The 13,890-nt window shown below is 48.0% G+C and carries 11 protein-coding genes and 1 pseudogene; 8 read left to right on the top strand and 4 right to left on the bottom strand.

Annotated elements, in window-relative coordinates; translation table 11 throughout:
* Nucleotides 1–168: 168 nt before the first annotated feature.
* The 7 genes and pseudogenes from IC229_RS30280 to IC229_RS30250 form a co-directional block, all read left to right on the top strand.
* Nucleotides 169–1,292: pseudogene (locus tag IC229_RS30280) on the top strand (IS3 family transposase); the annotation flags it as partial.
* A 98-nt stretch (nt 1,293–1,390) separates the two neighbouring features.
* Nucleotides 1,391–1,660, top strand: a complete 270-nt coding sequence (locus IC229_RS30275; RefSeq protein WP_190891938.1) for a hypothetical protein — start codon at nt 1,391–1,393, stop codon at nt 1,658–1,660.
* 177 nt (nt 1,661–1,837) lie between these two features.
* Nucleotides 1,838–3,238, top strand: coding sequence for a tyrosine-type recombinase/integrase (locus IC229_RS30270; protein ID WP_190891936.1), 1,401 nt, complete (start codon nt 1,838–1,840; stop codon nt 3,236–3,238).
* Nucleotides 3,235–4,482 carry a hypothetical protein gene (locus tag IC229_RS30265; protein ID WP_190891934.1) on the top strand — a complete coding sequence of 416 codons (1,248 nt, stop codon included), beginning with the start codon at nt 3,235–3,237 and terminating at the stop codon, nt 4,480–4,482. The genes IC229_RS30270 and IC229_RS30265 overlap by 4 nt, the downstream gene beginning before the upstream one ends.
* A 99-nt stretch (nt 4,483–4,581) precedes the next feature.
* Nucleotides 4,582–4,869, top strand: a complete 288-nt coding sequence (locus IC229_RS30260) for a helix-turn-helix domain-containing protein (RefSeq protein ID WP_190891932.1) — start codon at nt 4,582–4,584, stop codon at nt 4,867–4,869.
* Between the two features lies 1 nt (nt 4,870).
* Nucleotides 4,871–6,313 carry a hypothetical protein gene (locus tag IC229_RS30255; protein WP_190891930.1) on the top strand — a complete coding sequence of 481 codons (1,443 nt, stop codon included), beginning with the start codon at nt 4,871–4,873 and terminating at the stop codon, nt 6,311–6,313.
* A 350-nt stretch (nt 6,314–6,663) separates the two neighbouring features.
* Nucleotides 6,664–7,008 (top strand): helix-turn-helix domain-containing protein, encoded by a 345-nt coding sequence (locus tag IC229_RS30250; RefSeq protein ID WP_190891929.1) that lies wholly within the window; start codon nt 6,664–6,666, stop codon nt 7,006–7,008.
* A 257-nt stretch (nt 7,009–7,265) separates the two neighbouring features.
* Here IC229_RS30250 and IC229_RS30245 read toward each other — a convergent pair whose 3' ends face one another.
* From IC229_RS30245 to IC229_RS30230, 4 genes are all read right to left on the bottom strand, one after another.
* Complete coding sequence (locus tag IC229_RS30245; protein WP_190891927.1) at nt 7,266–8,198, bottom strand: ketopantoate reductase family protein; 933 nt, start codon at nt 8,196–8,198, stop codon at nt 7,266–7,268.
* Nucleotides 8,199–8,257: 59 nt separating this feature from the next.
* Nucleotides 8,258–9,034, bottom strand: a complete 777-nt coding sequence (locus IC229_RS30240; protein ID WP_190891925.1) for a class I SAM-dependent methyltransferase — start codon at nt 9,032–9,034, stop codon at nt 8,258–8,260.
* Nucleotides 9,035–9,111: 77 nt separating this feature from the next.
* Nucleotides 9,112–11,028, bottom strand: a complete 1,917-nt coding sequence (locus IC229_RS30235) for a CocE/NonD family hydrolase (protein ID WP_223834282.1) — start codon at nt 11,026–11,028, stop codon at nt 9,112–9,114.
* Nucleotides 11,025–12,470 carry an aminotransferase-like domain-containing protein gene (locus IC229_RS30230; RefSeq protein WP_190891923.1) on the bottom strand — a complete coding sequence of 482 codons (1,446 nt, stop codon included), beginning with the start codon at nt 12,468–12,470 and terminating at the stop codon, nt 11,025–11,027. The genes IC229_RS30235 and IC229_RS30230 overlap by 4 nt, the downstream gene beginning before the upstream one ends.
* A 199-nt stretch (nt 12,471–12,669) precedes the next feature.
* Here IC229_RS30230 and IC229_RS30225 point away from each other — a divergent pair, with 199 nt between their 5' ends.
* Nucleotides 12,670–13,869, top strand: a complete 1,200-nt coding sequence (locus tag IC229_RS30225; protein ID WP_190891921.1) for an aminotransferase class V-fold PLP-dependent enzyme — start codon at nt 12,670–12,672, stop codon at nt 13,867–13,869.
* Nucleotides 13,870–13,890 lie beyond the last annotated feature (21 nt).

Below are 13,890 nucleotides of genomic sequence, written 5' to 3'. Positions count from 1 at the left end.
TTTTGCTCATGATTTCTGAATGTAATAGGACTAAACTGTTTTTACAATTTTGTCCAACCATTCAGGGGGCTAAGACACTACATTTGACTGGACATTAAGTTAAGCATGATCTAACTTAGTGAACCATGAAAACCAGAAGACAGTACGACCGCAACGGCGGACCGTGAAGAATTTAAAAAGATGGCAGTAGAGCTGTCCCTCGCTAAGGGGTCCATCAAAAATACCGCTGACGAATTGGGCATCACCTCCCAGATTCTGACCCGATGGCGTAAAGAACACTCATCCCAACAGACAGTCAACCCTAGTGCTCGAATCGGGCAAAGTCAAGAACAACAAGAAATCTTACGCCTGAAGAAAGAGCTTAAACAGCGATATATTAAAAAAGGCGGTCGGCATCTTCTCCAGGAGCGACCGCGCGGCGGACCGTGGGAAATATTCGGATTTATAAAAGCTCACCAAACCGAGTTTTCTGTTGAGACGATGTGCAAAGTACTAAACGTGAGCCGCAGTGGGTATTACTATTGGCTAGCCCAACGGCCCACCAAAAGAGCTAAAGAGAATGAAACGCTTATATTACTAATAAGTGATTCATTTACAGCCAGTAAGAAGCGTTACGGCAGTCCAAAGATTACCCGAGAACTGAGGGCTAAAGGCATAGAAGTATCTCGGCCCCGAGTAGCTAGATTGATGAAGAAGGCTAATCTGAAAAGTATCATTCAGAAAAAATATGTGGTCACGACTACGGATTCCAGGCACACTTACCCGGTGGCCGAAAACCATTTAAACCGCCAGTTCAATCCTGTAAAACCGGGCCAGGTCTGGGTTTCTGACCTGACTTATATCCGCACAGGTGAAAGCTGGCTCTACCTGACTATCATCATGGATTTGTATGATCGAAAAGTAATTGGCTGGGCTTTAAGTAAGTCCATGAAAGCCACGGAGACGACCATTCCTGCCTGGCAGATGGCTATAAAAAACCGGCCCATCGAGCGGAATCTGATCTTTCGGACCGGGGCGTACAGTATGCCTGTCATGGATTTACCAAGCTGTTAAAAAAACACCCGCTGGTTTTGCAAAGCATGAGTGGGAAGGGTAACTGCTGGGATAATGCCGTAGCAGAAAGCTTTTTTAAAAGCCTGAAGTCCGAGCTGGTCTATCACCAGGATTTCCGAACTCAGTTCATGGCTAAACAGGCGATCTTTGAATACATTGAAATATGGTACAATCGCCAACGGAGACATTCAGTGTTAGGCTATCTTTCCCCTTTTGACTATTACCAACAAGTTGCTTAAAGATTTGTCCAGTGTTTTGTTGCAAGTCCAAAAGCAGAAACGATCTTATCTGTCAACACGGTCAATTGATCGGCCAGAGTTCCAGCTTTAAAAAATATATGAAGTATGGCTTCTCACTACTTCAAAACCTTACTGGATATTACAATCAAGCGTCTTTTGAAGTAAAACAGAAGATGATTGGTTCGATTTTCCCTGAACGACTGATTTATGTCGATAATAATTATCGAACCAATCAAATTAACGCTTTCGTTTCTATATTTTGCGGGAAATCAGGCAGTTACGAGGCAAGTAGTACAAAAAAGACCACGCATGTGCGTGGTCTGTCTACTTTGGCTCCCGAAGCTGGGCTCGAACCAGCGACCCTCTGATTAACAGTCATCAGAAATCATTTATCGCTAATTATATCTAACCCTATTCTTTAATATAAATGCATTGAATATCAGGCAATTGAATAATAACTTATAGCATAGATTTATTGCTATTTATCGTCTATTTTGTATTTTTGTGGTGTCCCTTGTGGTATCCCTAAAACTAATAAATAGGCCATGACAAAGGTAACAACCGCACTTGTTCTTGATCAGAAGAAGGTTCAGGATCCTGAACTTGGTATTATCAAAATTAGAGTTACCTATCAGCGAGAAAAACGTTTTTTCACCACAGGGATGAAAGTCGCTTATACCGATTGGCAACGCCTGGAAAGGATGAAAGGGGAATTAGACAATCGCATAAAAGACGAAAACTTCATCGGCCTACATCGTAGTTGTTACGGATACAAGGACACTAGGAAAGGTTATATAGAGGGATGGCTAGATAAAGCCCGTGCTATTGTTGAGCAATTAGGACCAAATTTCTCTTTTGATTCATTTAAAACCCAGTTAGCTAATTACGGGAAAGTCGAAGTAGACCATACCAAGCAGGGTGATGTCATTCAGGCACTGATCAATAAACAGACTGCTATGCAGGGACAGGAACGCATCGGAACGGCAAGTTTGTATGGGCTTGTCGCTAAATCATTGCTGCGATTCGTTGAACAGCTTCCCAATAAAGACCGGCTCCAGCTAGGCTTACCTCCTATACAAAAACGTGCCGCAACCGATGAAACTCATGAGTTATCATTTAAACAGGTAACCATCGATTTTTTGAATCGATATGAATCCTGGATGTTACACGAAGGAAAAGCTTCACAAAAACCTAACGGGAAGGCCCAGCCCGCTTCTCTGACCACAATTGGCATCTATTGTCGCCATCTGAGAGCCGTTTTCAATCAAGCAAAAGATAAAGGTATCATCACAAATCTGGAATATCCTTTTGGCCGTAATCGTTACGTCATTCCGGCTGGGCGGACGCCCAAGAAGGCATTAGCTAAAATAGATATAGAAAAAATAAAAGTATTCCAGCCAGAGCCTGATAGCCAAGAGCAACGAGCCCACGATTTATGGCTTTTCACGTATTATTGTAGTGGCCTGAATATGGCTGACCTTTGCCGATTGCGTTGGCGCGATGTCGACATAAAAGCTAATTGTTTCTTTTTCGTTCGACAAAAGACTAAGTTAACTCGGAAGGGAGATCGTATGCCTATTCGAGTACCTTTGAGGGACGAAACATGGGCTATCATCAACCGTTACTCAGATAAAGGGCGTGATCCAGATACCTATGTATTTTCGTTTTTAGAGGGCACTCAAACTGAAAAACGAGCGAAGCAAATCGTTGAACAGGTTGTCAAGCAGACCAACAAATGGATGCGACGAATTGGACAAAAACTAAACATTGACGGAGATTTGGTTACGTATACCGCCAGACATTCTTACGCCACTACACTACTACGCAACGGAGCACCTGTATCGATGATCGGTCAGCAGATAGGCCATACCCAAAGCCGATCAACAGAACACTATCTTGGCGCCTTTGAAGACGAAGATGTTCAAATCTATCTGAACAGTTTATGATTGATCACTTAAGTGAAGAAGAGATTTCGGTGAATTTCCAAAACCGGCTAACATCAGTCTTTTCGTTAGCTGAGCAACGAGTTTTATATTGTCTGGATAAATCAATCAATGAGGAGATTCGTACGACAATCGAACAGTGGAGAATTCAATCGCAAAGTGCTTTTTTAAAATTCGTTGCCCCGGACGGTACACGAATTCATTACGAACAAATAAGTAGGAGTTTAGTGGATAGCTTAATAACTTTCTATGAGCAAATATACTCCTCATTACCGATTCACGTCTGCAAATGCATTCAGGTAAAACCAATTTTTATCCCTAGATATGAGCAACTTGATTGGGAGGGATTACTGTATCGCTTTCTGAATCTAAAAGTAAGAATATTAGCTGCCAACAATGACTTTATACTTGAATCTCTGATAGAGCAGGCTCTTGCAATAGAATTTTATAACGTTGCTTATTTCCTTTCAATAGCCCGCCAACCTTTTGATCAAACTATTTATGATGATGGTCGTAACCGGCTTTCCCAATACATTAGTTACGTCTGCAAAATTATTTTTGAATATTATTGGGATAGCTTTGATCGCCCTCCACTTCGGGGTTCCCTACTTAAAATTAGAGAAAGGATTGCTACATATAAATTTAAACTCATTCAACTTAAACAGTTAGGATTGCCTTCCAAGCTCGATCCCATTTCTCGAGAATTACATACAGAGGAAAGTTTAACTAAGTCGCTAACTGATTTTCTAGAATCCTATGAGCGAAAAGAACAACAGTTAGTAGCGAGGATTGAGTTGGAAAATTTTAATGCAGAACAAAATTCTTCCGTACAGGCACTCTCTAGTGAACATTCTTCAGGTTTAGGTGACCATAAAAATGATACATTAGTCTCTCCTCCACAACTTTCCATTGAGGATTCCGAAAAACAGGAGGGCATTAAAAATGCCCTTGAAAAATTTGTGGTTGGTGAAAAGAAGAAACTCACAGATCTATTAGCAGGAGCAGATATCAAGGGTGTTATAGTCATTAAAGGTAGGCCGAGCAATGCACTGGCTTACCTTTTCCGCCAAGCTTTTGATGCAGACTATATAGCGAATTCAAAAGCAGACATCGTACGCTGGCTGATTTACTGGTTCCGGTTGTACAAGAATGGGGAACAAAAAGAATTGAAATATAGTGTGTTATATCCTGCAATAACTAAAGACAAAAAACCTGCAAAAAGGTCACGGATTCCTTACAAGCCATAAAAAATAATACCTCATTTCATACCCCAACTTAACACCTAGGTGTTGAGTTGGGGTATTTTCTTTTATCTGTTTTGCATCGGTCTTTAAATGACTGGCGAAATGGTACTTAATCTTCAACAAATCCTGGACGATCTGAGTGACATCAAAAAAGATGTATCCGCTATTCAGGGAATAATTAATCAAGCTCCGTTTCAGCCGACCGACGATAAGCCGATGTCGTTAACTGAAGCCGCCGAATTTTTAGGCATAGCCGAGCAAACGATCTACCAGAATATTAGAAAGGTACCGCATCGGAAACGCTTCGGACGGCTTTACTTTTTTAAGGCAGAATTACTAGCATACCTCGATGGTCATGAGATCAACCAGTCGCGTAAACCCAGATCATAGTATGCCAGTGTGTTTCACCACCGTCGAATATGGAGGAGACTTAGCCGACCGTTTACTAAGTAGCCCACAACTCAGGTTTGATGAGGTACGAGAACGGGGCAATAGGACTGTAAAACGTTATTACACGACGATAAAACTTCGTGACTTCAGTTTTACTATATACCCATCTACCGGTAAAGTAGTGATGAAAGGATCATGGGCTAAGTTTCATAATAACGGACAACATAATCATTCTCGCTACTCCACGAAAGATTTATGGGATAATATTGCTGATCTATCCGATATGTTTGGGTATGATCTTTCGGACGGATTACTTCATGGGCTTGAAGCAGGTGTTAACTTAGATCTCAGTAGTCTACTTCAGCCCTATTTTTCTCCTAACTACTTATTGCAGCGGATTATCTGCTACCAAGGACGGAAACCGTTTCTACCCATGAAATCTGTTAAAGGAGCAGGGCAAGGGATTGAATGCGTAATGACCAATTACCGGATAAAAGTATACGACAAAGGCACACAGTACCGTTTACCGCAACCACTGCTTCGCTTCGAATATGACTGTAACATGATTAAGGAATTAGAATCTCTGGTCATTCAAAGGCTAATCGATCTAACTGATTCTACTAAGATAACTTTGCTAGGTCAGAAGGTGCAGAGGATGTTATCGGATTTGATTATTGTAGAGCCGGTAATTACAAATTCGTTATCAAGAGCTGAACGAAAATTGTATGAAAAGGCAGAGCGGCCCAGTTTCTGGCAGCAGTTAAATTCTCGAGATCGTAATTATTATTTAAAGGAGTATCGTGAATTAATCAAAACGTATAGTGTACACCGTTTGCATGAAACACTCTGCGAGCAGGCTCAGATTGAGTGGAATATACTAACCGAAAATTGTAACATTTTTGCCGATGTGCATGCTTCAAATAGGGTTAACGGTCTGGCCAGAAATTGTAACGTTTTCTTACCTGTTAATGTAGGAAAACGTTACAATAATCCTGAGGAGATTGACAGCTCTAACTTAGACATAGTTACAAAAAAGGCTGATACTGGCTATGTTGTACAGCCGATACCAGTTGCAGAAGAGACTGGCGTACGTTGCTGCGAGGTGACAGGCGTATTGTTACATAAAGATCAGCCTAAGGCCAGTATGGTCGTTGGTATTACAACATTGAAGAAGACACCTGGCTTACTGGAGGAGTTTCGACAGCTATATGGGCAAAAAAAACGGAAGCGTTCCCATCACTCAGAAGAATACCGGTTGGCACATGGGCCACGTAATCAAAAGAGTAATGGCCCCAATAACTTGAGACGACGTGTTCTTAAATCAATCAATAATACTTTATTATTTCCGGCGACGACGGCGATAAGGCTTACAGATGAACAACTTGCCACACTGGCGTATTTCTCCGGAACACCCTACGAACTAAAGCTAGATTTTTTAAGATGAAGATTTATTTTGCGCTCCTAATTCACTTGTCTCAAAAGGATTGTTTTTGGTGTACTATTCCAGAAGCCCGGGGGGTATAAAAAAAACGGGCAGCTACCCGGGAGGTGCTGAACCGGTAGTCCCCACCGTTGCTCGTTTGACCACTAAAATGAATGAAGTGCTTGTTGAGCAAAGAGCGAAAATCTCATCGGCGACAGTCCCAAAACACCGATTTAGGTATCGAACCTAGCAAAATGTCGATAAAATGAGACATAATATATTGATAATAAGTATGGTATGTTGTTTTTAGTAGGCATAACTGTCTTCGGAATACGAAATATGTAGAACCAATTTTTATCCAAAATACCAAAATGGCCGCCAACGTCCTACAAAATCATAACCGAAATCCCTATGGTTCTTACAAGGATAAGCAACACCTCGTCCTGTTTACAGCCGATGACTTTTACATGAGTTTGCTGCTATTTCGTTGTAGCCCCATTGCCTTGCGGGTAATGCTCGTTTTGGCCAGCAAACTGAATGCGGACGGCTATGCCACAGCTAGTTTGGCTGAGTTGGCAAAGTCACTCCGAACCAATCCCAGTTATGTCAACAAGGCCATCCTGGAACTGGCCAAATATGAACTGATCCAGAAAAAGAAGCGGAGTGAGTATTGGATACAGCCTGATGTGTTTCGGCCTGCCCTCATCGAAGTGTGATCGTCAATTCGTATAGTAGGGTGTAAATGTGTTTACACCCTATCGATAAGCTCGAACCTACTTTATCAGATTCAACGCTTGCCCAAATCTAAAACAGACTAATTGGCCTACTATGTAGCGTTTCTTCCATACATCTGTCGAATAAAGGAGTGATTAGCCCAACAAAACCAATACGGCAATGCCCGCGGATGCGAGTTCGGCTCGATCTAGTAAATTTCGCCAGGTTCTCTATTGGGGCAAACCGGTTCAGTTCGTTCTCAAAGAGCACGACTCACTTCAGACTTTAACCGTGTCAGCTCACCCAGAAGTCGGGTATGGCTGGCTAGTTCGGGCTTACCAAGTCGGTCAGCGAGACGAGCTACTGCCAGATTCAACGTACCAATCTCTGTCACGCGCCCGTTGTTAATATCCACCAGCGTAGAGATAAGCTGACCATCGGAGCGTTGACTGATTTGCAAGAGTCGCTGCTCTATATCCGGCGGATTTAATACGACACCCTCCTCCCCCGCTACGCGCACACATTCCTGGATAATCTGGCGCGCTAAGGCCAGGGCCGACGTATCCCGATAAAAAATCCCATTATCGACGCCAAGCAGCGAACAGATGGCATTGAAGACACAATTGGCGATGACTTTCTTCCAGATAGTCTGCTGAATTTCTCGCTCAGCCCGGAACGGAAACCGAGCCGTACTTAGCTGTTCGACAAGTGCCATCAGCCGGGATTCATGCCCCCGAATCACACCAATGGGCGAAGGGGCAACGGGTTTATAGCGAACGGTATTTAGGGCCTGCACCTGGCTAGTCGCCAGCAAAACACACCGATATACCTGTGGAAAACCGGCTTCCAGGAATGGGGCTTCAATGCCCAGTCCGTTTTGCAGCAAAACCAGGGGCGATTCGCCTGTCTTCCCCCTCAATAGACGAGCTAACTCCTCATTCCCAAACGATTTACTGGTTAGCAAAACAAGGCCACTCAAGCGGTCAACCTGGTCCAACGTACGAATTGGAATGGAGGCTGTCAGAGTAGTGCCGTCGCCGTCGTCGTCGACCGTCAGGCTCGTTTCTTCGGCTTCCGGCACAGCTCCTGGACGACCACGCAGCAGGATAACTTCTTTACCCGACTGCCGCAGCAATACGGCTAAGGTTATTCCGATGGCACCAACGCCAATAATGTAGATTGGATGTTGCATGAGAAAAGTACGCAGGATGGGCTTGAGCAACTCAGGTAAATTACCGAATAGGGTATCTATTACATAGCTGGTTTTACGGCCATAAAACGCAGGCGTTTATAGTCAGCAAACCAGTGGCCGTCGCGAAAATTGGTCGGGTGAAGCTGGTGGTTTATAGCCGATAAAACGGTTTGCCGGTCTTTGTCCGAAAGGGCATTTACTACGTCCCCTCGAAACATGGCCAGCCAGTCGCCTATTCCGGTTTCTGGATCGGCCAGCGGGGTGTCGCGATCAAACAGTTCCATCAACGTAACGGAGAAACCAGCGTTCTCCAGCAACGTCGCGTACTGACCAACGCTCGGAAAGTAGTTTGGATTGACGGGTGGGCTCATCCCCAGCTCGGTCAGCGCCCGGGTTAAGGCGGTCAGAATGCGGACTACATTACCTCGGCCGCCCAGTTCGGCGACGAAACGACCACCCGGTTTGAGCGCCTGGAAGATATGCGTCAATACGGTTGATTGCTCTCTTTCGGCAATCCAGTGCAACGTAGCATTGCTGAATATGGCGTCGAAGGGTTGGTCCGTAACGTAGTGGCGGGCATCACCTTGCTGAAACGTAAGCGGAGGAAACGATCGTCGGGCATTAGCGATCATCGAGGCCGATGCATCAAGGCCAACCACGTCGGCACCACTTTCGGCGATTTTAGCGGTGAGCTCGCCCGTACCGCAGCCCAGATCGAGGATACGTTCGCCCCGTTGCGGCCCCAGTAAACTCACTACGTCCGCTCCAAATTGAAAGACAAAGGCGTGTTTTTGCTGGTACAGGTCAGCATTCCAGGCGTGATCAGATGGACTCATAGAGGGCGAATTAATGGTACGTATAAACGATTAGCAGTTGGAATTAACCTACCATCCGGTTCATTAAAATGACTTGTTCAAGGCAACGTAGTGACTTCAATCACCGAGCCACCATAAAGCCGATGACGAGCGGGTTTAAAATCGGCTTCGCCTGCTTTGTAGATATTTTCGACGAACGTCTGCGGGTTTCGGTCGATCAGCGGGAACCAACTGCTTTGCACCTGAATCATGACCCGATGTCCTTTTTTAAACGTGTGCAGTACGTCCTGAAGCGGGAACGTAACATCCGTTACCTGATTGGGGGTAAAGGGCTCTGGTTTCTCAAAGCTATGGCGAAACCGCCCCCGCATGACATCGCCCCGGACCAGTTGCTGATACTTGGCTAACTGCGTTTTGGGACTCACTAGGTAGGGGTGATTTGGCTCGTCGGGTGGGTACACGTCAATGAGCTTCACGACCCAATCGGCATCGGTACCCGTCGTGCTGACGTTTAGCCGTACCGTGATTTCTCCGCCTACCGTCAGGTTCTCCGGCAATACGTCCGTTTGAAAGGTGAGTACGTCAGGCCGATCACTGATAAACCGTTGATCAGCCGACATATAGCGAAACAACGCACTAAAGTCGGGCTCGGTGGTCAGGGTCGTTTCACCGTACGGGACCGGTTGAGCGGGGTCGCTGCTATATTCCCGAAAACCGGTCGGTTTCGTAATTTGTGTACTAAGCTGACCCGTAGGCGTTAAATACCAACGTAACGGCTGACTGTTGGGCATGGGCCACTGCGAAAACGTTCGCCAGGTTTTCTGGCCGGTATCAAACAGACAGACGGTAGGTAGTCCTGTTTTGCCGTCGCCAGCCCCTTTGAGGTAGTGGTGAAAGAACGGAGCCTCCAGGTTTCGTTGGTAGTAGGTCGCCAGACTATCGCCAAAATACAGATCGTTGTGCAGCGTATGACCGGTTTCTTCCGACCAGCCCCGGTGGCCAAACGGCCCCATCACCAGCATCGGACGTGATGCCGTACTGTGCCGGTCAAGCGTTTTGTAGCTACTCAGCGGGCCGTACAGGTCTTCCGCATCGAACCAGCCGCCAACGATCAGAACAGCGGGTCGAATTTTCTTCAGATGGGGCAGAATGTTTCGTTCCTGCCAGAACGCATCATAATTGGGATGCGCCACCGTTTGCTGCCAGAACGCATTTCGGGCTAGATACGGCTGTGCGTTTGCTAAAGGACCCAGTTGCTGATGCCAGGCATGCTCGGTCTGGCCGCCCGTTTGAATCCAGTCCTTACTAAACCAGGGCGCTGTGGTGGGACTAGTCGGACCACCACCAAACAGCGGATACGCCAGCAACGATACCTGCGTGAAGGCCCCATTGTGATGAATGTCTTCCCGGAAAAAATCAGCGATGGGTGCCTGAGGAGAAGACGCCTTCAACGCCGGATGCGCGTTGATCGAACCCGCCATCGCATAAAACCCGGCATAACTCGCGCCCCACAGCCCCACCCGACCGTTATGATACCGTATATGCTTGAGTAGCCAGTCAATGGTGTCATACGTATCGGTGCTTTCGTCAATCGCTTTGGTGGAGGATGGGTTTCTTCGGTCGCTGACGACGGGGGTCATGTTGGTCCAATGCCCTTCGGAAGCCCATCGCCCCCGCACATCCTGATCCACAAAAATATACCCATCCGCCTGGAGCCTGGGCGAAGGACCCAGCGTGGCTTTATACTGGTCAGTCCCATACGGCATCGATCCAAAGCAGCTACGTTGCATCAGAAAGGGATAGGTCTTGACCGGAGACGCATCGCGGGGAATGTATACAGCGGTATATAGCCTAACCCCGTCGCGCATCGGTATTCGGTATTCAACTTTCTGATACTGCTCACGCACGGGGTCAGCCGCGTATCCAGACGTTACCAGGCCGAATGCCCAAACCAGGATGAAAACTAGCGTCAACATCCCCTGCCCAACTTGCTCAATCAGGTCCAGGTGTTTCATAGTGCCAACTGCTGATGAATAAGTTCGCCGATAGTTTGCAGACCTTTCGCCACGCGCTCATCAAACGGCAGGCCGTAGCTGAGTCGCATGCAGTTGCTGTACTGCGGCTGAAGGCTAAATAAACGACCCGGCATAATGCTGATTTTATACGGAGCCAGCAGGTCGGCCAACTCCAGCGTATTGACCCGGGCATCGACTTCAACCCATAACGTAAAGCCGCCCTGAGGCTCGCTGATCCGGGTGCCGCTGGGGAAGTACGTACGAATCGTCTGCTGGTAGCGTTGACAGTTGCTTTTCAGCCGCTGCCGGAGTCGGCGCAGGTGCAATTCATAGCGGTCGTTGGCCAGGAACGTAGCAACGGCCTGCTGGGTGATGCCCGGTGAGAAACCGGCCTGATAGCGCTTCACCTGAAGCAACGTAGCATAATAGCGCCCAGGCGCCACCCACCCCACCCGATAGCCGGGGGCCAGCGTTTTACTCACCGACCCGCACCAGAGAACCCATCCCTGTCGGTCGAATGCCTTGCAGGGAAGTGGTCGTTCGGGCGCGAAATGCAGGTCGCCGTAGAGGTCATCTTCGATGAGGGGAACCTGATACGTTTCCATTAGCTGTACCAGCCGTTGCTTGTGGGTATTCGGCATACAGCAACCGAGCGGATTGCTGAAGTTGGGCACCAGCAAACAGGCCTGTACCCGACCCGCCCGCAAATGGCCTTCCAGTACGTCTAGGTCAACGCCCGTTAACGCATCGGTGGGTAGTTCGAGTACTTTCAGGCCAAGCGATACGATGGTTTGAAGAATCCCGAAATAGACGGGACTTTCGACCGCAACGGTATCGCCCGGTTGGACAACGGTCTTTAAACACAGCGTCAGTGCCGCTGTGCAACCCTCCGTTGTGATAATCTCGTCGTCGGTTAGCCGACTCCCCCAGAACAGGGCGTAGCGGGCAATCTGCCGACGTAGTGCCGCATTACCCGCGATCAGGTCGTACTCGATTCCGCCGTGTGGTAGGTCGCGTTGCGCCTGCTGAAGTGCCTTCGCTAACTTCGCTACTGGCAAGAGCGAAGGAGCGGGTACACTCAATGAAAAAGGCAGCCAGCCGGGTTGTCGCTGCTGGTGCATCAGCCTCAGCAGTACCGACTCCTGATCCTGATCCGACGGAGAGGTCGGTGGGGCCATAACCTGCGGGGCGGATCGACGCGGTACGTGTTTCATCCGTTCCAGCAGGGTTCGGGCGTAGTAGCCTGACTGGGGCCGAGCCTCTACCAATCCTTCGGCTTCCAGACAATAGTAGGCCAGCTGCACCGTATTGATGCTGACGCCAAGCTCCTGGCTGAGGCTACGAACCGAGGGGAGTTTATCCCCCTCAGTTAACGTACCCAGTCGTAATTTATCACCAAGCTGGCGAGCGATCTGCTGGTACCGAGGAATAGCTGCACGCATGGGCGAGGTTGTCTAGCGGTGTTTCTATTGTACAGGGCAAAAGTAGCGGTCGCAGCTGTACGTAGTACCATACAGATTTTGTCAAAGTGAACCATACAGTTTGATTCTTTCGGTTAACTACCTAAAAAGGAATTTGTATGGTGCTCTAGGGGAAAAAGTGTGTCTATTTCCGTACAGCTCGATGCTTTTGTTTTGCCGCATGCAATCCCAACCAATTCCCTCTCTCGATATCGACCGACTGCGGGCCGATACACCCGGCTGCCAGGATAGCTTGTTTATGAATAGCGCCGGTGCTTCCCTGATGCCTCAACCCGTGGTAACGGCTATGCAGGAGTATCTTCAGCAAGAAATCCAGTTGGGTGGTTACGAAGTCGAACGGCTTCGGATAAGTCAGACCACCCGGTTCTACGACGAAACGGCCCGGCTATTGAACACCCATCCGAGCAACATTGCCTATGCCTATAGCGCGACCGATGCCACCATTCAGGTGCTGTCGGCCATTCCGTTTCGGGCAGGCGATACCATTCTGACCACCACCAACGATTACGTCTCCAATCAACTGGCGTTTCTGTCGATGCAGCAGCGGTTAGGGATTCGCTTGCTGCGGATCAACGACTTACCCAACGGCGACCTAGATCTGACTCACCTCGAGGAATTGATTCGGGCCCACCGGCCAGTGCTAATCGCCATTACCCATATACCGACCAACTCGGGTCTCGTGCTACCGGCCGAGGAGGTGGGCAGGCTCTGCCGCCAATACGACGTCTGGTATCTGCTGGATGCCGCCCAATCGACAGGGCAATTGCCGCTCGATGTGACTCTCCTTCAGGCCGACTTTCTGGTGGCAACGGGCCGTAAGTTTCTGCGCGGGCCCCGTAACACCGGATTTCTGTATGTGTCGGATAGGGTCTTGGAGGCCGGACTATCTCCCCTCTTTATCGACCGACGGGGCGCTACGTGGACCGGGCCGGATGCCTTTACTTTACAGCCGAATGCCCGCCGGTTTGAGCCCCAGGAGGTTTCGCTGCTTCACGTAGGACTAACTGAAGCCATTCGTTACGCCAATCAAGTGGGTATCGAAGCGATTAGGGGGCAGAACCAACGCCTGATGCGTCGGCTCCGAACCGGTCTGGAGCAGCTCGACGGTATTAACCGCTTAGACTGGGGCTCTCATCAAGGCAACATCCTGACATTTAATACATCTCGTCAACCGCTACCGGCGCTCGAAGCGGCTTTGCGACAGGGGCGAGTGGTCTTTACCGCACAGTATCCGAGCTCCGCCTTAATCGATTTCCAGCGTAAGGGTATAGACTGGTTGATTCGGCTTTCTCCTCACTATTTTAATACGCTGGCCGAAATGGATGAAGTGGTCGATTTAATGGCTCATATTTTACGCTAAGCTTCCCAGAAATCGAGATTG

It is taken from the genome of Spirosoma profusum, from assembly GCF_014699005.1.
GTDB lineage: Bacteria > Bacteroidota > Bacteroidia > Cytophagales > Spirosomataceae > Spirosoma > Spirosoma profusum.
Note: the sequence above shows the minus strand (reverse complement) of the source record. Positions and strands in the feature narration are given on the sequence as shown.